The sequence below is a fragment of the Streptococcus mitis genome (assembly GCF_000722755.1).
Taxonomy (GTDB): Bacteria; Bacillota; Bacilli; order Lactobacillales; family Streptococcaceae; genus Streptococcus; species Streptococcus mitis_CM.
In genome coordinates, this window is sequence record NZ_JPFY01000013.1 from 513516 (window position 1) to 534534 (window position 21019).

Genomic DNA, 21019 nt, shown 5'->3' on the forward strand with positions numbered 1-21019 from the left:
GTAAATGAAGGATAAAAGAGAAATCATACGTGCCCGAAAGGCATTTAGAAGAAGTCTAAAAGATGAGAAGAAATTCTTGAAAAAAGGAAAGAAGGAGGTAAGGAAACAGAAAAAAGATTCCGCTGTACTGGATGAAAAAGCATGGAAAAAAGAGATAAAAGAAAAGCTAGAGGAGATGAGAGAAGCTTCAAAGGCTAGAGTAAAACAAGCAAATGAAGACTACAATCACATCCTTCAAAATACTCCTCCATCTCTTTTGAATCGGAAAGAATTAAGAGACAGACGATTGCCTCATGCTAGGAAACGATTGAAAATAGCCAAGAAGCAATTTAGAGAAGCCAAGGTAGAAGCAAAAGAAGAAAGAAAAGAGAGTCGTAAAGAAAGAAAAACCAATCAAAAATTTCTTTATGGTCAGGAATCGAAAGCAAAATCCAATTTTTTCTTTCAAGGGAAGAGTTTAGAAGAATTAAAAGCTAAGAAAGAAGTCAAGGCCGCAAAAGATAATCTAAAATCTACTAAACAAGCCTATAAGTCCAAAAAAGTCAGTAGGAAAGCCAAAACTTTTCTTTATGTCCTTGGACGTGAAGGTGGAGAGTTAGCTTCAGAAAATGAAGATTTAGAAGGCTATCGTACACTTCAAGAGACCATTAGAAAAGGGAAACGCTACAGTCGACTTTCTTATAATCTTGGAAAAGCTAGTGTCAAAACAGGACAAGCAACAGGTCGTTTTACCAAGAAAAGACTGACCAACACAAAAGAGCGATACCATCATTTTAAGGATGGAAAAGGATGGAAACTAGCGAAAGATAATCCAAGTTCCTTTAAAAATCGGTATCGAAAATTAAAGAAACAAGGTCTTTCAAGTGTCCGAAATATCTATCAAAAACTAAAAGCAGCCTTTTCCTTCTTTACATTTACGGCTGGGAATCCTGCAACCTGGATAGTTGGAGGATTAGTCTTTCTTCTCTTACTTATGATGAGCTTCTTTTTAGGATTTTCATCTGCTAGTTTGATTCAACAAGATGAATTTGAATTAACAAAAGCTTATACCCATCTAACTTGGGAAGATGCAGAACATACTCGCACAAATGACAAAGGAATTACTTATTACACAAAAGTTGATGATGTGATGGGCTATATGAACTTTAAATTCCATGACTATGAGTTACACAAACCAGTTCACTTATTTAGTTCAGAAACTTACAAGGATTATCTGTCTACTTTGTGGCATGATTTAAACGATGGGGATGATTTGAAATCCATGCAAGACCTCTATGAAACTCCTAAGTATAAACTCTCGAAAGACGATCAAGAGGAAATGAAGGAACTAAAAGAAGAGGGTGTATATGCTTCCATGCAGGAATTGGACAATCCATTTGAGGGGAAAAGCAACGAAGATAGTCTAACCATGACTTATCGTTATGGATACTATGATTTAGATGGGAAACCTACTCTTCAGGAGTACATTCTACTAGAAGCAAAGGCTCACCAAACGATTGTCGCACCAATGGATGGAGTTGTATCTCTAGATGGTGACAATATTATTCTCACTAACGGAAAAGGAGAGAATGAGAGTCGATTGACCTTGTATTCTATTCATAATGGCCGTGCGATTGAGGGGACAAGAGTCTTAACGGGTGATATTATTGGTGAAACACCAGACGATACAGGTTTGAAAGTTTCCTATCAAAAGTATAAGAACAAGAAAGAAAAATTGGTGTATGTCAATCCGCAATTTTATTTTCCAAAAGTCATTCAACTTCAGACAACTATCTTACCTGCCATTGGTCAGTTTGGTGGGGATGAGTTTGAACGAGCAAAACATATTTATGAGTTTTTGAAATCTCAAGGGGCAAGTCCCCAAGCCATTGCGGCTATTTTAGGAAATTGGTCGGTAGAATCTTCTATTAATCCAAAACGAGCTGAAGGGGATTATTTATCTCCTCCTGTTGGCGCTACCGATTCCTCATGGGATGATGAAACCTGGTTAGCAATTGGAGGTCCAGCCATTTATAGTGGTGCTTATCCTAATATCCTTCATAGAGGTTTGGGGTTAGGTCAATGGACGGATACTGCAGATGGTTCAACACGGCATACAGCTTTATTGAATTATGCACATATCAAAAATAAGAAGTGGTATGATTTAGATCTCCAACTTGATTTTATGCTTCATGGGGATAGTCCTTACTATCAAAGTTGGTTAAAGGATTTCTTTGGAAATACGGGCAGTGCAGCCAATTTAGCCCAACTCTTCCTTACCTATTGGGAGGGAAATTCTGGTGACAAACTACTGGAAAGACAAACCAGAGCAACAGAATGGTATTACCAAATTGAAAAAGGCTTTAGCCAAACAAACGGAGGACAGGCAAAGAGTGATCCACAATCCCTCGAAGGTGTTCGTGGGGACTTGTATGATCATTCTGTTCCTGGTGGTGGAGATGGTATGGCCTATGCCTATGGACAATGTACATGGGGTGTTGCGGCTCGTATGAATCAGTTAGGCTTAAAATTAAAAGGAAGTAATGGTGAGAAGATTTCAATCATTAATACCATGGGAAATGGTCAAGACTGGGTTGCGACAGCTTCAAGTCTTGGTGGGGAAACTGGCTCTACACCAAGAGCAGGTGCCATTGTTTCTTTTGTAGGAGGTACACATGGCACACCAGCTATCTACGGTCATGTGGCTTTTGTCGAGAAAGTCTATGATGATGGTTCTTTCCTTGTGTCTGAAACTAACTATGGTGGCAACCCTAACTATACCTTTAGAAAAATCTCGCAAGCAGATAGTGCCATCAGTTTTGCTTATACGGTGAAATAAAAGAATCATGTCATCAGTTTAGGTGACATGATTCTTATTTTTTATAGAGTGACATATTTAATGCCATAGGTTGATAACTTACTTGATGATCGTCTTTAATCAATTGACTGTAAGCAACAAATCCGAACTGTTCATAAAATTGAATGACTTTAGGATGATTGATACTATCTAAAAATACCATCTGAGTTCCTACAATTGCTCGAAATTCTTCAATTTTTTGAATTACAATTTCAAATAACTCTTGTCCTGATAGTTTATTTAGCTTTGTGTTTTTGCCGAATTGACCGATAAGTAACACAGGGAGATAATCAATATTTTTGGGACTTTTTCCTTTTAGGACGAGTTTCTTTTTTAAGGATTCCTTTAAATCAGAAATATCAACAACTTTGAGAGATAAACTAAAGAATCCTATGATGTTATTTGTTTCAGTTTCTTCAACGATAAAATTACGAGAACGATGTTGTTTTTCAAAATTGGGAGCTTTATCAGATAGATAAGTCAACATCTCTTCATTATCTTTGAAATTAACATTTTCTAAAATGATAGTTTTAAATAGCTCCTGAACTTGTTTCTCAGTTTTATCAGGAGCCAGCACTTGAATATTTTCAAGATATTGCTTAAGTGGTGTTACTTGAATTGTCATCTTACAGATACTTTGAAATGAGTTTATTTTTCGTTGGAGCGGTAGCGTCCTGTGATTCAATAGATTTCAAGACGGCTTGTAGCTTTTTAGATGGTTTATGATTAAGAATTTTTAGAGCATCTTCGTTTGTTAGTTTTATATCACGTGTTAAACTGATTGTAGCCATTTGTTCTACCTCCTGTTTCTACTTAAATTCATTATAGCTTATTTTGAACAAAAGTTCAATCTGAAGATAGTGTATGTTTTCTATAGTGTATAAATCCAAAATAAGTTTTTCTCTTGCATTTGTAGCTCATATTCGTTAGAATAATGGTGTAGATGAGTGGTTGGCTCATGGTCAATCTGATAGTAATCTTGGACATAAGGGCCAAGCGGTGGCGGACACCAGAACAAAATCCGATAGCAATCTTGGACGTAAGGGCCAAGCGGTGGCAGACACCAGAATAAACCGACTGACTAGGTGGCTTACAGGTTCTGTAAGTCATCTTTTTTACTTTTATAGTATATTTTTATCATTTTCAGGAGAACGCAGTTTTGGCTCGTTCTCTTTTTTTGTTGTGATACTTCTTTCAAGGAATATTTGGTAGGATTGGAGTGAAAAAAGATTAACTAGGAAAGAAGGAAGTATATGGAAGCCATTTATCAACGTGATTCGGATCAAGATGGACTAACTGATGCTCAAGAATTGGCGCTAGGAACCAATCCTCTTAGCGCAGATTCTGATGGTGATGGTCGTTCAGATTTAGTGGAAGTAGAAGAAGGAACCAATCCCTTAGAAAAGGATTTACAAGACATAGACCAAACAAGTATAACTGAACCGTCTTCAGTATTTATGGAAATGAAACAAAAGATTTCAGATATGATGGAGAGTCACTACAAGGAATTTATACAGGCTCTGATTAGTATTGAAACAGGGATTGAAAACCAACAAGACCTAGAAGACTTATATACTTACTACATGAGAACAGATGCCGTTTCTCTTTTGTCTAGTGATTTAGAAACCAGTCCTCAAGAGGTTGAAATGGAGATAGAGTTGTAGGGGAATCATGTGATTCTCCTATTTTCGTATAGATGAAAGGAGCGAGTATGGAAGTAATGCAATTATTGGCTATGTTTCGTGGAACAATTCCAAAAGATAGGGAGAAAATGGACCTATTTCTTCGCTATCAAGCGCAACATTTTGATGAGAAATGGCAGGACTTGGTAGAGAATTTTTTGACTGAAGAGGGCAAGATAGAAGAGATTCCTCACGTCTATTCTTTTGATCAAGATATTGTTTCTTTCCTAGAGGCTAGTTCTGAAAATAATGACCAAGATTTAGAAAGTTACACAAGAAGTTTTGGACAAGCGGGTCTAGATAAATTATCTCAATTAAGTAGTTGGGAGAAATACTTGGTGCTAGAAGTCGCAACCTATAATCTTTTCACTCGATTTTACATCCAATCTGAAAAAGAGAAGCTAGAACAACTAAGTGAGCTTATCTTTCATCAGAATCAGGATGTCAATTTGGTCAATGTCTATCGGGTTGCGAATAATCTATCTGACCGCATTAGTAGAGATATAGAGGAATTTCTTCTAATGGTTGACTCAAAAGAACTAAAAAAAGAGGTCCTTGAGATTCATTTTGAAGAAAAAGAGGGAGATGTTCTAGCCTATTTGGGTTCAGAATTGATGGCTACTTTAGATACTGTTACGGATCTTGTCCATCATGAAGAAAACTACACACAACTCCCACTGACACAAAAGCTGAAGATTATTACTCATTTTGATGAAGTAAAGGCTATAAGAGAAAAGTCTAATCAAGTAGAGGAATCTTTATCTCCTTCAAGTGATATTGAACAGGAAACGGAAGAAACGAACCCTTTTTCTAATGTCGATAAAATTGTAGAAGAAGCTTTGAGGGAATATCCAATTGGTTCACAAGTAAGTTATAAAGGACAAGTATTTCAGTTGGTTTCGATTGAAAATGCTCAGTTAAATGGCTTAGTTCGCCTAGAGCTATTCAATGATTCCAACCAGTTATTTGAAGAGAATCCTATCTTATACTTGAACAGTTTAGAAGAGATTGAACGAGTATTGTCTCATGTAGAACTTGAAAAAGAAGATTCAGAGATTGAGATGGATTCATCAAGTGAAAGTCAGGAAATAGATTTGTTTTCCTATCTGGAAGAAGAAAAGGAAAAGTTTAATGAAACAGAATCAACACCACTTATTTCAAGTTTAGAAGAGTTGGATATTCCTGTTCAAGATTTTGTTTTTCCAGATGATTTAGAGAACTTTTATCCTAAGACAAATCGAGAAAAAATTGAAACGAATATCGCCGCAATTGAACTTGTTAAAAGATTAGAAAAAGAGGGACGACAAGCGAATCCAGAAGAACAAGAGCTACTAGCCAAGTATGTCGGCTGGGGTGGTCTTGCCAATGAATTTTTCGATGAACTCAATCCAAAGTATGAAGCAGAACGTTTAACTCTTAAGAGTTTAGTAAGTAAATCAGAATACTCCGCCATGAAACAAAGTTCTCTCACAGCCTATTATACAGACCCAATGATTATTCGCCAGATTTGGCAAAAATTACTGGATGATGGTTTTGAGGGAGGGAGGATATTAGATCCTTCTATGGGGACTGGGAACTTCTATGCGGCTATGCCTAGAAGGATACGAGAGAAATCAGAACTCTATGGGGTTGAATTAGACAGCGTGACAGGCGCAATCGCAAAACAACTCCACCCCAATACCCATATTGAAGTGCGAGGATTTGAAGAAGTTTCCTATCAAAATAATAGTTTTGATTTAGTCTTAACGAATGTCCCATTTGGAAATTTTCGCATTGCAGATAAAAACTATGATAAACCTTATATGATTCATGATTACTTTGTCAAACACTCACTTGATTTAGTAAGAGATGGAGGACAAGTTTCGATTATCTCTTCTATTGGCACAATGGATAAACGGACAGATAATGTCTTACAAGAGATTAAATCCAACACTCATTTTTTAGGGGGAGTTCGGTTGCCAGATACGGCTTTTAAAAGCATTGCAGGTACTCGTGTAACCACAGATCTCCTCTTCTTTCAAAAGGATCAAGCAAAGAATCTTAATGAAGAGGAACTTGTTTTTAGTGGTTCTATTCCCTTTGAGGAGGATAAGCGTGTCTGGATCAATCCTTATTTTGATGGGAAATACAATACACAAGTTTTGGGTCAATATGAGGTACGTAATTTTAATGGAGGAACCCTCAATGTTAAGGGGGAATCAGAAACATTAGCTACTGACATAATGAAAGCATTAGAGAATGTAGAAGCTCCTAAACAAATTGACAATTCTTTGAAAGCACCTGTTTTTATCCAAGAAGAAGTGGATAATTCTATCCCAAGTCGTATACGTGAGGACTTAACGCTCTATTCTTTTGGATATGAGGGAAATCAAATTTATTACCGAGATACGCATGGCATTCGGAAAAGTTCAAAAGTTGACGAAATTAGTTATTATGTAGATGAGAAGGGAGATTTTAAAGCTTGGGACAGTTCTTTGTCTGAACATAAAATAGACCGATTCGTGCAACTTCATTTGACTGATGAGGAAGCACTAGATGTTTACAAGTCAGAAGAAGCGAGTAAAAGGGGGAAATATAAGGGACTGTTCAAAAAAACTATCTTTTATGAAAGTCCCTTATCGGATAAGGATATTAGTCGCATTAAGGGCATGGTTGATTTGAGAGAGACCTATCAATCCTTAATTGAAATTCAACGTCATCCAGATTATAGTCGGACAGATTTTCAGGTATTACTTAGTAAACTCAATCGTGACTATAATCGCTTTGTAAGTCAATTTGGATACTTGAATGCCTCAGTCAATCGGAACTTATTTGATAGTGACGATAAGTATTCTTTATTAGCAAGTTTAGAAGATGAATACATTGATTCTAAAGATCAGAAAGTAAAATATAAAAAATCTTTAGCCTTTGAGAAAGCATTGGTTAGGCCGGAGAGAGTGATTACAAGAGTATCAACGGCTTTAGATGCCTTAAACTCTAGTTTATCGGATGGTAGAGGGGTTGATTTAGACTATATGGTATCAATTTATCCCGAACATAGCCAAGCTGCTATTTTAGATGAGTTAGGTGACCAGATTTTAATGGATCCAGAAAGCTATTTAAGAGGGGAAAGAAAATACCTTTCTAAGAACCAGTTTTTATCAGGAGATATTCTCAACAAGATAGAAGTAGTTCAACTATTAGTGGAGGAAAACAACCAAGAATATGATTGGAACCATGCTTTAGATTTGTTAGAATCTGTTCGCCCTCCAAGGATTCATCTGGCAGATATTGAGTTTAAAATAGGGTCACGTTGGATTCCTCAATCCGTTTATGGTAAATTTGCCTTTGAATGTTTTACCAATCGTGAATTTGAATTGTCTTCGCCAGATGTTGAACAAGTCATTGAAGTGAATCCTGTCGATGGCCAGGTTCATTTAAGGACATCATTTGCTTATCGCTATCCAAGTGCCAAAGATAGTAGTCTTGGAGTTAGTGGGTCACGTTATGATACAGGAAGAAAGATTTTTGAGAATTTACTTAATTCGAACCAACCGACGATTACCATGACTGTTACGGAAGGAGAAAAGAAAAAGACCATCACAGATTTGGAAAAAACCTCTGTTCTAAGAGCAAAAGAGCAGCATTTACAAGAGCTCTTTCAAGAATTTGTCTCACAGTATCCAGAAGTCCAACAAGTCATTGAAGAAAGTTACAATCGTCTTTATAATCGGACGGTTAGTCGAGAGTATGATGGTAGCCATCTAGTCATTGATGGCTTGGCACAAAACATCAGTCTTCGTCCTCACCAAGAGAATGCCATTCAAAGAATTATAGAAGAAAAAAGAGCCTTATTAGCTCATGAGGTAGGTTCAGGAAAGACCTTGACCATGCTTGGTGCTGGGTTTAAATTAAAGGAGTTGGGGATGGTTCATAAGCCCTTGTATGTGGTGCCCTCTAGTTTGTCTGCTCAGTTTGGCCAAGAAATCATGAAATTTTTCCCTACTAAAAAAGTCTTTGTGACCACTAAGAAAGATTTTGTGAAGGCGAGAAGAAAACAATTTGTTTCTCGTATTATTACAGGAGATTACGATGCCATTGTCATTGGGGATTCTCAATTTGAAAAAATCCCTGTCAGTAAGGAAAGACAGATGAACTATATAGAGGATAAACTCAATGAACTACGAGAGATTAAAACACATTCTGAAAATAAGTATACCGTTAAAGAAGCAGAGCAATCAATAAGTGGTCTAGAGAAACAATTGGAAGAACTCCAACGCTTTAATCGTGATAGTTTTATTGATTTTGAGAACTTAGGAATTGATTTTCTCTTTGTGGATGAAGCACATCACTTTAAAAATATTCGTCCAATTACTGGACTTGGAAATGTAGCAGGGATTACCAATACAACCTCTAAGAAGAACGTGGATATGGAAATGAAGGTTCGACAGATTCAGGAAGAACATGATTATAAAAATATTGTCTTTGCGACAGGAACACCTGTTTCCAATTCTATTAGTGAGTTATATACTATGATGAACTATATTCAACCAGATATTTTAAAACGCTATCAAGTTGATTATTTTGACTCTTGGGTAGGTGCTTTTGGAGAAATTCAAAACTCTATGGAATTAGCTCCTACAGGGGATAAGTACCAACCTAAGAAACGATTCAAAAAGTTTGTCAATCTACCTGAGTTGATGAAAATCTATAAAGAAACAGCCGACATTCAAACACAAGATATGTTGGATTTACCTGTTCCAGAAGCTCATATTATCCCTATTGAGAGTGAGTTAACTGAAAACCAGAAACTCTATTTAGAAGAATTGGTTATGAGGTCAGATATGGTCAAATGTGGAACAGTTGATCCGAGCCAGGATAACATGTTAAAGATAACAGGTGAGGCACGAAAACTAGCAATTGATATGCGTTTATTGGACTCTAGTTATAGTCTAGCAGACAATCATAAATTGCTTCAGGTAGTGGATAATGTTGAAAGAATTTATCGTGAGGGAATGGAAAATAAGGCTACTCAGATGATTTTTTCAGATATTGGAACACCTAAGAAAAAGGACAATGGCTTTGATGTTTATTCTGAGATTAAGGCTTTATTAGTTGATAGAGGAGTCCCTAGTAAGGAAATTGCCTTTGTACATGATGCCAATAGTGATGAAAAGAAGAATAGCTTGTCTCGAAAGGTCAATGCAGGAGAGGTGCGGATTCTTCTTGCCTCAACTGAAAAAGGAGGAACAGGTTTAAATGTTCAGAGCAAGATGAAAGCAGTTCATCATCTGGATGTACCGTGGAGACCAAGTGACATTCAGCAACGCAATGGACGGATTATCCGACAAGGAAATGAAAACAAGGAAGTGGATATTTACCACTATATTACCAAAGGTTCGTTTGATAATTATCTATGGGCAACTCAGGAGAACAAACTCCGTTATATTAAGCAGATTATGACTTCTAAGGAGCCGATTCGTGCTGCAGAAGACATTGATGAGCAGACCATGACAGCTTCTGATTTTAAGGCACTAGCAACAGGTAATCCTTATCTCAAATATAAGATGGAACTAGAGAATGATCTAACCCTATTAGAAAATCAAAGACGCGCCTTTCAACGTAGCAAGGATCACTATCGTCATACAATCTCTTACTGTGAAGAAAATATTCCCATTCTTGAGAAACGATTAAGCAAGTATGAAGGCGACATTCAACAGTCTGAAATGTCGAAAGACCAATCATTTTCTATGACGGTAGGCAAGCAAGCTTTTGAGCAACGAGCTGAAGCAGGGGAATCCCTACACCGTCTTATCCGTCATAATCAAGCTGATATTAAAGAATTACGTACCCTAGCCAGTTATCGAGGATTTGACATTAAAATGCTTAGTCTTCCAACAAATCAACCTCTTCCTGAAACTTTCTCTGTTAAGATTGTAGGAGAAAATCGGTATTCTGTCAGTTTAGATTTGTATTCTCCTTTGGGGACAATTCAAAGACTCCAACATACGATAGACCACATTAAAGATGACCAAGTGAAAACTCAGAACTTATTGGATGAATTAAAGGATAAATGGACTACTGCTAAGATAGAAATTGAGAAAAATTTTCCAAAGGAAGAGGATTATCAAACTAAAAAGGCCGAATACGATGTACTCGCGCCATTGATTGAAACAGAAACGGATTTAGATATTATTGATCAGGCCTTACGACAATTCCACGAAAAAGGAAAAGAAAAGCAAGAACAACTTTCTTTTGAATTGGATTAAAAAATAGATATAAATAGCGGACAAGAAAAGAAAAGCGCGGTAGAATAAAGATAGAAAGAAACGAGGTAACGATTATGATGGAAGATACCTATTATCAATTAGAAGAGGCTTTGGTACAGGGATTTCAAACACCTGAAGAATACCAAGCCTACAAGGAGTTAAAGGAACATTATGAGGAAGTGACAGGCGATTACAGCTTTTCTATACGAGAACTTACTAGTCAATTGGAAATCGCTCTTCAGAATCATCGAGGTGTGGACTTTGAAGAACATGAGAAAGAGGAGTATTTGGACTTAGTTCAAAAATTAGAAGAGTTTGATTCCTCTCTTGCCACCCATTATCGTCAATTGATTGACTAGAAAGGAGAAAGTCATGAATGATTTACTCCTTATCCCAGTAATTTTTTTAGCAGTAGGAGGAATTCTCATTCTTTTATGGAGGATCTTCCTTATTGCCAGTGGACTTTTCCTGATTGGTTTTGTCAGTTTTCTTATTTTCGTGGAGGTCTATGGAATTTATTTGTTCTTTACTGAACCTACTTTATACTTTGATGATATCAGACAACATGGTTTAACTAGTTTTACGGCTGTGTACCTTTTCATCAATCTGATGTTGGTTCTAGGATTCAGTTGGCGTTTCATAAACTCCAAAACTAAGAAAAGTATGTAAACTTGTTAGATGGTTAAAAAACTTTATCTGAATCTAAATTCGGATAAGGTTTTTTATTTGCCTTGATTCTTTCATATACATCATAGCTAAATTGGAGTAATAATTTATGAAAATCATTATCCTCACTATTATTACTTGTATTTATGGCTTGTTTATGTCGTTCAATATGAGAAAGAGCTCTTCTCAAATTTATATTATAAACTGAAGACAGCTAATTTTGATATTTTTCTCTGAACTGTACGATTTTGCGCCTGAAATGTAGGAATTACCTTTCGTTGTGATGTGATAAAACTTACAAGTTCTTTTTGTTATTCTTGACCTAGTTTTTATAGAAAGAAGGTCTAAGATGTTAAATAAAGTCAAAACTAAAGCCTTAATTAGTGTTGGAGCAGTGGCTGCGACTAGCTTTATTCTCATGATGGGATATACTGCTGGTCAACATTCTACTGCTAAACAAAGTCGCAAAGAAATCGAATTGGCTGCAGCTAAACTTGTAGAGGACAAACAAGCAGAAGATAAGGCAAGTATTTTGTCATCGGATACTGTAAAAGAATTTTTGACTCAGTACTATACGAAAGAAAAGCTCGGAGAAAATAATACACGTATTCAACCTTATATGACTGAATCGGCTTATTCTCAAGAATTGTCAAGTCAAAATGATGCCATGAACCAAGTGTATAAGGACTATATTTTGGATTATCATTTTGAAAAAGCAGATATCTTTGTCAATCAGACTACGAATCAAGCTATTGCCATGGTCTCTTATAATGTAACCTATGTATCCGATTTAAAGAATGCCAACCAATCAAAGACCAATCAGACAGAAACCAGAACGGTTAAATTGTCCTATTCTAAACTACCAGGTAAGTTATTGGTCAATCAAGTACAGGTTTGGAAATCTGGGTTAGATGATTTAGATAAGGCCACTCCCAAAACTTTAGAAGAATCCTCATCTGTTCCATCACTGCCAAATACTACAACAAAATGATGATATTGCATGGAAATAGAAGAATGTAAGCAAATTTCAATTCTTGATGTAGCCAATCGTTTAGGTATCTCCTTTAAACAAGTTTCGAGCAGTGTCTATGAACATCCTGAACACGATTCATTTCGGATTTTTTCAACTACCAATACTTTTAAATGGTTTTCAAGAGATATTCAAGGTGATGTCATTGATTTTGTTCGACTTGTTAAGGGAATTTCCTTTAAAAAAGCTCTAGCATTTCTTTCTGAAGAACCTTTTCAAAAAGAAGCTGTTCAAGAAAAAAGAGAGAGACCATTTTATTATCCTTTAAATAGAATAGAAGATTCTAACTGTAGTCTGGCCAGATATTACTTAACAGAATGTAGAGGAATTTCAGAAGAAATCGTACAAAAGATGATTCAACAAGGTTTGATAGCACAAGCCAGTTGGAAAACAAATGAAACTGTTGAACCTGTTATTGTTTTAAAAAGTTTTGATCATCGTCACAAACTGCAGGCAGCAAGCTTACAAGGGATTTATAAGAATCATTCTCTTCCAAGAGAGAGGTTGAAAACGATTCTAAAAGGAAGCCATGGACATGTTGGAATATCCTTTGATATTGGTCACCCCAATAGACTGGTCTTTTGTGAATCGTTCATCGACTTGATGAGCTATTACGAGCTACATCAACAAAGTCTATCAGATGTTCGTTTGGTATCTATGGAGGGATTAAAAAGGTCTGTTGTCGCTTATCAAACTTTACGACTGATAGCTGAAGAAAATCAGAAATTGGAATTCTTAGATACAGTAATACCTTCAAAGTTATTGCCTTTAATCAATACAATTCGTGATACCACCAGCTATTTTGATAATCATCCTGATTTATTGACACTGGCAGTAGATTGTGATGATGCAGGTAAAGATTTTTCTGATAAGTTATCTCAATCAGGATTGCCTGTTTTACTGGATTTACCTGATAATGAATCTGGGAAAGAAAAACGAGACTGGAACGATATTCTTCGAGAAAAGAAATCAGATTTACAATTTATGCTTGAGACTGTAAAAGAGACATTTGGAAATCCACCAGTAAGACAAACTTCTCAATGTTTAGAATTGTGATAACAAAATCAAGATGTTTTAGCTAATATTAGTATGAAGGAGGATCGTATATGACCATAATCGAACGCTTAGAAGAAAAGGTCACTAGGCAAGAGAGTAAGGTAGCAAGAGAGACAGAAAAACTCGCTGCTTACAAAGAGCAACTGGAGACAGCGATGTTTGCGACGTTCAAAAGGCGTCAAAGCATCAGTCACATGAGTTTTGAAGAAGCTCTTGACCATGCCTTTGGTAAAGAAAGACAATTCGATGATTCTGAATTTAGAAAGGATGAAATGAGTGAATGACAAAAGATTGGAATTTTAATCAACCATTAGAAAGTAAATCAGAAAATCAAGGGGATTCAGATAAAATTGCGGCCTTATTTGGAAATCATCAAGGAGGTAATGATGTAAATTATGAAGCAGCTTTTCAAAAGCGAAAACAAGCGCCTGTGACGGAATCAAATTCTAGTTCTAAACCTAAAGTTACAGAGGTTAGAACAGGAAAAGAGACAGATATCACTACAAGTTATCAGCAACATCTTAAAAGACTTATTGCTGATAACAATAGCGATATTCAAAGCAGTCAAAAGAAAATTGAAGAGCTACATACGTTGATTGACACAAAGAATAAAGACAATAAGAAATTACAGTCCATTTATGATGCGATTTCGGAATTACACTAAGCAGTCCTGATAGGCTGCTTTTTTTGAGAGGTTATAGATGTTTACAACATTTTTTAAGAAAAATCACGACAATAGTGATGTATTTAAAAAGCTGATTCATAGACTATCTGATATGTCTGTCCAAGATCTTGAAAAAATAGACCGACTGTTAGATATCATTTTCACTCCAGATCAAGAATCAGAACAAGTAAAAACAGAATCAACTTATAGGGAAGAAACTTTGGACGACACATTAAAGGAAGCTAAGAATCAACTTCATAAGGAACAATTGGAGAAGAATTTAGAGAGATTTAGGAAAGACGGAAGGAAGTGAATAGTTTTATACAATTTTCTTTTACTTGAATAAAGTCTTGTGTTATACTTTTAGTATAGACTAGAGAAGGAAGTAAATATTTTGGAGTTGACTACCAAGCAGGAAAAGCAACTAGGTCAGACGCAGTGGTTTCATGCTACATTATTGAGACATTTAGAATCCTTAAAAAGTGGTATAGATGTTAAATTTAATTTAGGAAGTGAGCTAGATTTTGGTCCTGGTTTCTATATCACGCCTGACTTTGAACAAGCTAGAAAATTTATTAACAAGCAAGTTGAAGTATTAAATCGAAGCAGCTCTAATAATAATATTTTTGACTCAGAAGAAGAAGTAGGAATTATAGTAGAATTTCGTATTTCAAATTTTATAGAAATTTTTAAGAACCCTGACTATCATTGTCACTATTTTGCAAAACATAAAAAGTCAGAGTCAGATTTAGATTTTGCTGAATTTGTCGTTCAAAATCGGGAAAATCCAGATGAATTACAACACCATTTTGATTTTATCTATGGTGTTCAGACTGATGACAATCCAACCCAAGCTTTAGCTCGTTTTCGTCAGAATGAAATTACAAAAGAAGAAATGCTTGCTGAGTTTAGAAAACCATATTCTTTTAAACAATTATCCATCCACAACCAATCTTTTTGTGATATAATGAAAATAGAGAAGGTTTATCAATCAAAAACAGGAGAGGAGTTACAAAAATGGCAGTAGTATCATTGGAAAATAATATTAAACTATATAGTTCAGAATTATTTCAAGCACTATTAAAAGCCTCTAATTATAAATTGGATAAGCGTATTGCTCAGACTGTTGCAGAAGGCTATGCTCGTAATCTAGATTATTCTGATCCTGAACTGATGCATGTTGGTGTAACTTCGGTTGCTAACAATCTGCTTACAAAAATTAAACAAGAGTATTTTAATGTATAGTATTTTAAAAAGCCACCGAAAAAGGAATTACTCTTTAAGGTGGCTTTTTTAGAAGTAAAGTTTAGGCTAGAAAAACAAGAAGTAACGCACCAAAAATGGTGCATTTCTTTTTTCTAAATGTTATGGCTCTTTGTCAACTGCAGTGGGTTGAAGAAAAGCTAAGATCTTGAAAGGACACATTTCGTCCTTTCTTTTTTGATGTTCAGAGCGATAAAAATCCGTTTTTTGAAGTTTTCAAAGTTTCGAAAACCAAAGGCATTTCGTTTGATGAGTTTAATGAGATTATTAGTCGCTTCCAATTTGGCGTTAGAATAGGGTAGTTAAAGGGCGTTGATGTTCCAAAGGAAACAGCACAACTCTTGAAAAGTATGGGATATGAAGTACAATTAGCTTTGATTGCGACAAAGCCTAAGCTGTCCTATCTGAGCACCCTTATCCGTTATGAAGAACTGTACGCTATCAATCCAGATCAAGCACGCGCAACTCCAAAAGAACATCATGATTTCATTGTAAATCATCTAGTTGATAATACAAGACAATTGGAAAAACTAGCTATCTTTGAAAGAATTCAAATTTACCAACGAGATAGAAGTTGTGTATACGATTCAGAAGAAGACAAAACTTCAGCAGCAACCGTTCTACATGATTTACTATTTGGAGAATGGAATCAAGTTGAGAAAGAGATGCTTAAATCTGGAGAAGAAAGACTGAAAGATTTAACTAATCGAAATGGTAGTTAGAACACAAATTTTAAAATATAATCTACTTATAACTTTTGTTAGTTGTTTAAGGTGGGCGAAAATTTTTTAGAACCAAAAAAACGCATAGTCTCAGGTGTTGAAAAACTTGAAATTATGCGTTTTCTTCAAGAATTGAGATTTTGACCATCTCTTTTTATTATATTTAAGGATATTTGAAAGATGTATTTTAGAAAAACAATTATGGAGTTCTTAATACGGAATAAAGTATAAATGCTGATTCAAAGTGAAGTTTTATATGTTTTTTGCTTTTGTTGAGTATAAAATCTATTAACTACAGTCGAACTACAAAAATTAATTTAAGATGAAGTGAACTGTAGACTTTGGAGATGTCTCTTACTCGATTTCAGAATGAATTACTGATATGGGATTAAAAGAACTAAGTATTTCTTTTTGTTTTGAATGAGATACGTGAGTATAGATTTGTGTGATTGATATAGAACTATGTCCAAGAATTTGTTGAATATATCGAATATCTACATCACTATCTAGAAGCATTGTCGCAAAGCTATGTCTAAACATATGCGGTGTAATAGTTCTAGAAAAGTTATTTTGTTCAACGATTCTCTTTATTACTAAACGTACACTTTGCTCTGACAATGGTTTAAGTGAATGTTTCCCTGGGAACAAGAAATCATTGGATTCATTTCTTGTTTTATTTATATATGTTTCTAATAAATTGAAGGTTGTTTGATCTCCTAAAAATAGGATACGTTCTTTCTTACCCTTTCCTATAATCTGGAGTGTCTTATTGGAAAGATTAATGTCTTTGAGATGAATGTGGCAAAGTTCAGAAATTCTGATGCCTGTTGAAAGTAAAAGTGAAATAATTAGTAGATTTCTTTCAGCGTGTTGTTTTTGATAGTCAGTTTTAGATACAATTACTTTCTGTTCTAAATATATAAAAATGCTTTTCAGAATGTCATACGGAATCGTTTTAGGCAATACTTTTTCAGTTCTAAATTGAAAGCGCAATTGATTGAAGGGATTCTCTTCAATTATGTTCTGGTATTTTAGATAGTTATAAAACACCTTCATACAAGCAATTTTTCTTCTTAATGTATTCGTTTTTATGTTAGATTGTGTCAACTGTTCTATATAGGATTCGACATTATCATAGTCTGAGTTATAAAATTGCATAAGATCATTCTTATAAGCGCGAATCGTGTGTGAACTCAAACGCTTATGAGTTTTGCAAAAATCTAAGTAAGTAGAAATAAGTTTATAATCCATAAAAATCTCCTTTATCAATAATCATGCTATTATAAACCTATTTGAGTACTTTGTATAGTGATAATAAATAGTTATCGGGAGGAAAGTTGAGAAATGACCAGTTGTTTTGTAGTTATGGGGTTTAATACTAAAAAAATTCCTAATACAAATATAGAAGTGGATTTGAATCAAGTCTATAATAATTTAATTAAGCCAACAATTTTAGAAAAAGAATTAGTTTCTGTTCATGGTAAAAACCACTTTAGAGCTGATGAAGTTTTCAGTACACAGAGTATAACGAAAACATTTATCGAAGGTATATTAAAAGCAGATATTGTAATTGCAGATATTACTACTTTAAACCAAAATGCTATCTATGAGTTAGGTCTACGTCATGCTATGAAACCCAAATCAACCATTATACTGTGTGATCATCACACAGCTAAGATTAGCTTTTTTGATATTGCACACTTACCTCAAATCAGATATGATTCTGATAAGTTAAACGAAGTGGATGAAGTTAACAAGGTGAAAAAACTGCTTTCTGAATATATTGATTCCGCTATAAAGTCAGATGAGACATTTACTGATAGTCCAGCCTTTGAATCTGCTCTATACCGTGTAATAATTAACGATTTAATCGATAAAACTGAAATTCAAAGTGAAGAAGCATTAGACAAGTCAATAGCTGAACTTTATGATCAAGCCACGGAACTCAAGAATTCAGAAAAGTATCCTGAGGCAGAAGAAATATTTCAGCAAATTTTAGAAAGTGGATTTATTGATGAAGAAATTTTGGCAGGCTATTTACTATCATCCTATAAGAAAAATGAATCTTCGCTAGCAAATTTAAAAATGGCACAGCAAAATATTAGTAAATATATAGATATAAACACCACAACATATCATAAGTTATTAGGTATTTATGGAGCTATTTTCTTACGTATATTTTATATTACAAAGAATAGGAGTGACTTAATGTCTGCAATTAATTACTATAGGTTAGGCATGAATTTTGAAGATAGAAATATTTATTGTGCAAGGAATTACTGTGCTAACCTGTTAAAAATAGCCTTAGTTGAGAAAGATGTTGAAGTTTTAAAGGAGTTCTACTATACATCTGTTTATACAGCAAAAACTATTTTAGGATCTTTAGAAAAAATACATCGTAAATCTAGTGAATATGACGACATTTGGTTTCTTTCCAATCAAGAGGATCTAATGCTGATTTCAGGCCTTCTTTCAAAACCTATTAATGATATTGAGGGTTTAACTGAACGACAGAAAAAAACAATTAATGAAGGTAGTATTATGTTAAGTGAGGATCTCCAGAGGATTAAAACTGCAATTGTAAATGGTAATTAATAGTTTATTTCCCCTCCTTTGATAAAGTTATACTTATCATCAAGAAGGTTTTTCCATGCATGAAAACTTTTTTGAAACCCTTCTGATTGCAAGTACATTAATATATTTTCTTTTGTTTCTAATGAGAATTCAGGTGATGTTATAGAATATTCTCCCTTCTTTAAAATCCCTTCTTCAGTTAAATTTTCTTGAGGAATAGATAGCATTGGAAGATTATAAGTTAGCGCTAAAATCCCTTCAATATGACAATAAACACTTGTAACCCACTTATTCTTTAAGTGGGTCTCTTTGGATGCAAAGAAGTCTGGATTATCCTCAGCTCCCATTTTTCTGGTTCCACTAGAAATAAATGTCTGACCAAATGCAACAATTATAATTCCGTAACTCCTTTGTATCATCTCACTCAACGAATTCATGACTTCGTAAGGAGTATACTCAGCAGCTTGTAATGTTACACATTCAATATTGTGTCGTCTTAAAAATTTAATCAATTCTTTAATAAATAAATTTTGATTCTCTGTAAATGGATTAGGTCTGCTTAAAAATACTCTTATTTTTTTATTTGACATATTCGCTATCCCCTACCGATAACTATTTATTATCACTAGTATATCATAAATTCATCTTCAGTAGCTTGAATTGTATAATGAATTTTTACTTATCATTCAATATCAAACTATGATATTGATCAGCTATAGCTTAAAACACTGTTTTGAAATTATATCTAATACTTTTGATTCAATTACAAACTTACAACAACGAGATATTTATCTAGTCTGAAGAAAATAAGTACAAATTTATTAGAAAAGCAACATTTTATAGAATTATCACTGAAAATTCTAATTTTAGAATTATACGTTCTATTGATTTAGAATCTGTTTTTTAATTTCTAAATGTTATAATAGTATTATCGAGTAAAAGAAGCATGCCATGATTGGAAACAATATAAAATTCATACGAAAGGCACATGACCTGACATGTTCAGAATTTGCACGAATTATAAGCATTTCACCCAATAGCCTTAACCGTGATGAGAAGGGAACAAGTATAATTTCAAAAGAATTAATAGACACAATCTGCCAAAAATTCAATGTATCGTGTGTGAATATTGTTGGGAAAGAAAAAATATTAAATCTAGTGGGAAGATAATAAACTGACTTTAAAAATGGAGATTGTTAAGAAACGTTGAACAAATCTCCTAACTCATCACTATTGTTATCAAGATAGCCAGAACCTCGTCTTTAATGATGAGAGCATTCACTGGATTGTAATGAGTGGCGCCTTATCTGATATGGTGAATACCAACATTTATCTAGTGAGTACTTTTGAAGAGCTTGAGCGTTACAGGTGCTACTTGGATGGTATTGAGTACATACTAAAAACATCAGAAATGTGAATGGTAGTTTAATGAGTTTATATGATTCTAGTGAGAATGAGTTTGCCTGTGCCTTAGGTCGAAATGTTTGCACACTGACGAAAGGAAAGTGAATGAGCCAAAATCCAATAGCTATCTTTCTCCATGGAAAAAGCGAACTAGAAAGACAATTATCCATTGTATCAAGCTCAAAGAGTTTCTGTTTGATGAGTGGAGTAAGGTAAGAAGTAAATGTTGAGAATGGGGAAAACAAATTGAGAAAATTTTAATTAGTCATGCTTTATGTTATATCAATATCAAGATGGGAGGAACACTATGAAATTAAGAGATATATTAGACAAAGAATTTGAAGAGATTGTTACAGAGTTTCAAAATAGAGGAATAATATTTGAAGGTCAATTTAAAATAATGACTTCAATGTTTTGTAAGAAATATTCAATGGGGTTCTGTAAATTACTGAAAGAAGAAACAGGATTAAACGTGTGGTATGGTTATCAGGTACCTTATTTTTTCTATTACGATAGTGAAAGGTACGATAATAAAACGGCTTCTCTTGTTGCAGAAGAGTACCAAATTAAAAAAGGGAATTTGTAATAATTTCCGTAGAGGAGTTATAAAACAGTAAATATTTATTATGAGGTTGCAGATTAAATGGGCAAAGTAATGAGACAATATAATGAATTTTATATAAAATTGCAAAAAGAGTTTAAACTGGCTCATAATATGACCATAGAAGCTATGCCAGCAAAATTTTCCAACAAAGATTATGTTAAAAAATTTATTTATATGTTTCCTGATAAAATTTCTAGACTTATAATAGAAAGAAACTATTGGTATGGTAAACGTATTATTAAAAAAATTTAGTTAAAATTCAGAGTAAAA

General features: G+C 34.4%; 21 protein-coding genes and 3 pseudogenes. 17 read left to right on the forward strand and 7 right to left on the reverse strand.

Features of this window, described 5'->3' with window-relative positions:
• Window positions 1–4 precede the first annotated feature (4 nt).
• A complete protein-coding gene (locus SK578_RS05755; RefSeq protein WP_000653450.1) occupies window positions 5–2818 on the forward strand; it encodes a phage tail tip lysozyme in 2814 nt (937 codons plus the stop codon).
• Between the two features lie 34 nt (window positions 2819–2852).
• Here the strand turns inward: SK578_RS05755 and SK578_RS05760 are convergent, their stop codons facing one another.
• From SK578_RS05760 to SK578_RS11045, 3 genes are read right to left on the reverse strand one after another with little or no spacing between them, the layout of a single operon-like run.
• A complete protein-coding gene (locus SK578_RS05760; RefSeq protein ID WP_024478356.1) occupies window positions 2853–3461 on the reverse strand; it encodes a hypothetical protein in 609 nt (202 codons plus the stop codon).
• Between the two features lies 1 nt (window position 3462).
• On the reverse strand, window positions 3463–3627 hold the full coding sequence (locus SK578_RS11040; RefSeq protein WP_000201399.1) for a hypothetical protein: 165 nt from the start codon (window positions 3625–3627) through the stop codon (window positions 3463–3465).
• Window positions 3628–3682: 55 nt separating this feature from the next.
• Window positions 3683–3946, reverse strand: a complete 264-nt coding sequence (locus SK578_RS11045) for a hypothetical protein (RefSeq protein WP_193389839.1) — start codon at window positions 3944–3946, stop codon at window positions 3683–3685.
• Window positions 3947–4089: 143 nt separating this feature from the next.
• On the opposite strand from SK578_RS11045, the gene SK578_RS05765 reads away from it, so the two are divergent.
• The 4 genes from SK578_RS05765 (at window position 4090) to SK578_RS05780 (ending at window position 11435) form a co-directional block, all read left to right on the forward strand.
• On the forward strand, window positions 4090–4500 hold the full coding sequence (locus SK578_RS05765) for a thrombospondin type 3 repeat-containing protein (protein ID WP_037619229.1): 411 nt from the start codon (window positions 4090–4092) through the stop codon (window positions 4498–4500).
• A gap of 47 nt (window positions 4501–4547) precedes the next feature.
• Complete coding sequence (locus SK578_RS05770; protein ID WP_042751141.1) at window positions 4548–10766, forward strand: SNF2-related protein; 6219 nt, start codon at window positions 4548–4550, stop codon at window positions 10764–10766.
• A 74-nt stretch (window positions 10767–10840) separates the two neighbouring features.
• Window positions 10841–11125 carry a DUF5962 family protein gene (locus SK578_RS05775; protein WP_000969635.1) on the forward strand — a complete coding sequence of 95 codons (285 nt, stop codon included), beginning with the start codon at window positions 10841–10843 and terminating at the stop codon, window positions 11123–11125.
• A gap of 13 nt (window positions 11126–11138) precedes the next feature.
• Window positions 11139–11435 (forward strand): DUF5966 family protein, encoded by a 297-nt coding sequence (locus SK578_RS05780; protein WP_000998888.1) that lies wholly within the window; start codon window positions 11139–11141, stop codon window positions 11433–11435.
• A gap of 13 nt (window positions 11436–11448) precedes the next feature.
• Here SK578_RS05780 and SK578_RS10600 read toward each other — a convergent pair whose 3' ends face one another.
• Window positions 11449–11646: a hypothetical protein gene (locus SK578_RS10600; protein WP_074187117.1), complete on the reverse strand. Its 198-nt coding sequence runs from the start codon at window positions 11644–11646 to the stop codon at window positions 11449–11451.
• 135 nt (window positions 11647–11781) lie between these two features.
• On the opposite strand from SK578_RS10600, the gene SK578_RS05785 reads away from it, so the two are divergent.
• From SK578_RS05785 to SK578_RS05815, 7 genes are all read left to right on the forward strand, one after another.
• A complete protein-coding gene (locus tag SK578_RS05785) occupies window positions 11782–12423 on the forward strand; it encodes a hypothetical protein (protein ID WP_000933083.1) in 642 nt (213 codons plus the stop codon).
• A 9-nt stretch (window positions 12424–12432) separates the two neighbouring features.
• Window positions 12433–13518: a toprim domain-containing protein gene (locus SK578_RS05790; RefSeq protein WP_000401905.1), complete on the forward strand. Its 1086-nt coding sequence runs from the start codon at window positions 12433–12435 to the stop codon at window positions 13516–13518.
• Window positions 13519–13568: 50 nt separating this feature from the next.
• Window positions 13569–13802 carry a DUF5965 family protein gene (locus tag SK578_RS05795; protein ID WP_000152419.1) on the forward strand — a complete coding sequence of 78 codons (234 nt, stop codon included), beginning with the start codon at window positions 13569–13571 and terminating at the stop codon, window positions 13800–13802.
• A complete protein-coding gene (locus tag SK578_RS05800) occupies window positions 13799–14182 on the forward strand; it encodes a DUF5945 family protein (protein WP_000159223.1) in 384 nt (127 codons plus the stop codon). The genes SK578_RS05795 and SK578_RS05800 overlap by 4 nt, the downstream gene beginning before the upstream one ends.
• 37 nt (window positions 14183–14219) lie before the next feature.
• Window positions 14220–14495, forward strand: a complete 276-nt coding sequence (locus SK578_RS05805; protein ID WP_000495441.1) for a hypothetical protein — start codon at window positions 14220–14222, stop codon at window positions 14493–14495.
• Window positions 14496–14576: 81 nt separating this feature from the next.
• Complete coding sequence (locus tag SK578_RS05810; RefSeq protein ID WP_000424175.1) at window positions 14577–15209, forward strand: DUF3990 domain-containing protein; 633 nt, start codon at window positions 14577–14579, stop codon at window positions 15207–15209.
• Window positions 15200–15427 carry a hypothetical protein gene (locus SK578_RS05815; RefSeq protein WP_000301903.1) on the forward strand — a complete coding sequence of 76 codons (228 nt, stop codon included), beginning with the start codon at window positions 15200–15202 and terminating at the stop codon, window positions 15425–15427. Before SK578_RS05810 ends, SK578_RS05815 begins: the two co-directional genes overlap by 10 nt.
• Window positions 15428–15585: 158 nt before the next feature.
• Here the strand turns inward: SK578_RS05815 and SK578_RS10605 are convergent.
• Window positions 15586–15747 (reverse strand): annotated as a pseudogene (locus SK578_RS10605) (transposase); the annotation flags it as partial.
• On the opposite strand from SK578_RS10605, the pseudogene SK578_RS05820 reads away from it, so the two are divergent.
• Window positions 15748–16167: pseudogene (locus SK578_RS05820) on the forward strand (zeta toxin family protein); the annotation flags it as partial.
• A gap of 354 nt (window positions 16168–16521) precedes the next feature.
• On the opposite strand, the gene SK578_RS05825 reads toward SK578_RS05820, so the two are convergent.
• Window positions 16522–17418 carry a tyrosine-type recombinase/integrase gene (locus tag SK578_RS05825; protein ID WP_000384878.1) on the reverse strand — a complete coding sequence of 299 codons (897 nt, stop codon included), beginning with the start codon at window positions 17416–17418 and terminating at the stop codon, window positions 16522–16524.
• Window positions 17419–17511: 93 nt separating this feature from the next.
• On the opposite strand from SK578_RS05825, the gene SK578_RS05830 reads away from it, so the two are divergent.
• On the forward strand, window positions 17512–18762 hold the full coding sequence (locus SK578_RS05830; RefSeq protein ID WP_000199791.1) for a hypothetical protein: 1251 nt from the start codon (window positions 17512–17514) through the stop codon (window positions 18760–18762).
• Here the strand turns inward: SK578_RS05830 and SK578_RS05835 are convergent.
• Window positions 18759–19331 (reverse strand): hypothetical protein, encoded by a 573-nt coding sequence (locus tag SK578_RS05835; protein WP_002917268.1) that lies wholly within the window; start codon window positions 19329–19331, stop codon window positions 18759–18761. The genes SK578_RS05830 and SK578_RS05835 overlap by 4 nt on opposite strands.
• A 361-nt stretch (window positions 19332–19692) precedes the next feature.
• Here SK578_RS05835 and SK578_RS05840 point away from each other — a divergent pair.
• The 3 genes and pseudogenes from SK578_RS05840 (at window position 19693) to SK578_RS11240 (ending at window position 21001) form a co-directional block, all read left to right on the forward strand.
• Window positions 19693–20158, forward strand: a pseudogene (locus tag SK578_RS05840) (helix-turn-helix domain-containing protein).
• Between the two features lie 294 nt (window positions 20159–20452).
• Window positions 20453–20731, forward strand: a complete 279-nt coding sequence (locus SK578_RS05845) for a hypothetical protein (protein ID WP_000776494.1) — start codon at window positions 20453–20455, stop codon at window positions 20729–20731.
• Window positions 20732–20788: 57 nt separating this feature from the next.
• A complete protein-coding gene (locus SK578_RS11240; RefSeq protein WP_001820704.1) occupies window positions 20789–21001 on the forward strand; it encodes a hypothetical protein in 213 nt (70 codons plus the stop codon).
• Window positions 21002–21019 lie beyond the last annotated feature (18 nt).

What these genes read in the sequence shown, in the direction of transcription:
- SK578_RS05800 (WP_000159223.1), top strand. Translation starts at nt 13,799, where the DNA reads ATGACAAAAGATTGGAATTTTAATCAACCATTAGAAAGTAAATCAGAA.
- SK578_RS05845 (WP_000776494.1), top strand. Translation starts at nt 20,453, where the DNA reads ATGAAATTAAGAGATATATTAGACAAAGAATTTGAAGAGATTGTTACA.
- SK578_RS05795 (WP_000152419.1), top strand. Translation starts at nt 13,569, where the DNA reads ATGACCATAATCGAACGCTTAGAAGAAAAGGTCACTAGGCAAGAGAGT.
- SK578_RS05780 (WP_000998888.1), top strand. Translation starts at nt 11,139, where the DNA reads ATGAATGATTTACTCCTTATCCCAGTAATTTTTTTAGCAGTAGGAGGA.
- SK578_RS11045 (WP_193389839.1), bottom strand. Translation starts at nt 3,946, where the DNA reads ATGACTTACAGAACCTGTAAGCCACCTAGTCAGTCGGTTTATTCTGGT.
- SK578_RS05805 (WP_000495441.1), top strand. Translation starts at nt 14,220, where the DNA reads ATGTTTACAACATTTTTTAAGAAAAATCACGACAATAGTGATGTATTT.
- SK578_RS05815 (WP_000301903.1), top strand. Translation starts at nt 15,200, where the DNA reads ATGGCAGTAGTATCATTGGAAAATAATATTAAACTATATAGTTCAGAA.
- SK578_RS05830 (WP_000199791.1), top strand. Translation starts at nt 17,512, where the DNA reads ATGACCAGTTGTTTTGTAGTTATGGGGTTTAATACTAAAAAAATTCCT.
- SK578_RS05775 (WP_000969635.1), top strand. Translation starts at nt 10,841, where the DNA reads ATGATGGAAGATACCTATTATCAATTAGAAGAGGCTTTGGTACAGGGA.
- SK578_RS05835 (WP_002917268.1), bottom strand. Translation starts at nt 19,331, where the DNA reads ATGTCAAATAAAAAAATAAGAGTATTTTTAAGCAGACCTAATCCATTT.
- SK578_RS05785 (WP_000933083.1), top strand. Translation starts at nt 11,782, where the DNA reads ATGTTAAATAAAGTCAAAACTAAAGCCTTAATTAGTGTTGGAGCAGTG.
- SK578_RS11040 (WP_000201399.1), bottom strand. Translation starts at nt 3,627, where the DNA reads ATGGCTACAATCAGTTTAACACGTGATATAAAACTAACAAACGAAGAT.
- SK578_RS05790 (WP_000401905.1), top strand. Translation starts at nt 12,433, where the DNA reads ATGGAAATAGAAGAATGTAAGCAAATTTCAATTCTTGATGTAGCCAAT.
- SK578_RS05760 (WP_024478356.1), bottom strand. Translation starts at nt 3,461, where the DNA reads ATGACAATTCAAGTAACACCACTTAAGCAATATCTTGAAAATATTCAA.
- SK578_RS05770 (WP_042751141.1), top strand. Translation starts at nt 4,548, where the DNA reads ATGGAAGTAATGCAATTATTGGCTATGTTTCGTGGAACAATTCCAAAA.
- SK578_RS05765 (WP_037619229.1), top strand. Translation starts at nt 4,090, where the DNA reads ATGGAAGCCATTTATCAACGTGATTCGGATCAAGATGGACTAACTGAT.
- SK578_RS11240 (WP_001820704.1), top strand. Translation starts at nt 20,789, where the DNA reads ATGGGCAAAGTAATGAGACAATATAATGAATTTTATATAAAATTGCAA.
- SK578_RS05755 (WP_000653450.1), top strand. Translation starts at nt 5, where the DNA reads ATGAAGGATAAAAGAGAAATCATACGTGCCCGAAAGGCATTTAGAAGA.
- SK578_RS05825 (WP_000384878.1), bottom strand. Translation starts at nt 17,418, where the DNA reads ATGGATTATAAACTTATTTCTACTTACTTAGATTTTTGCAAAACTCAT.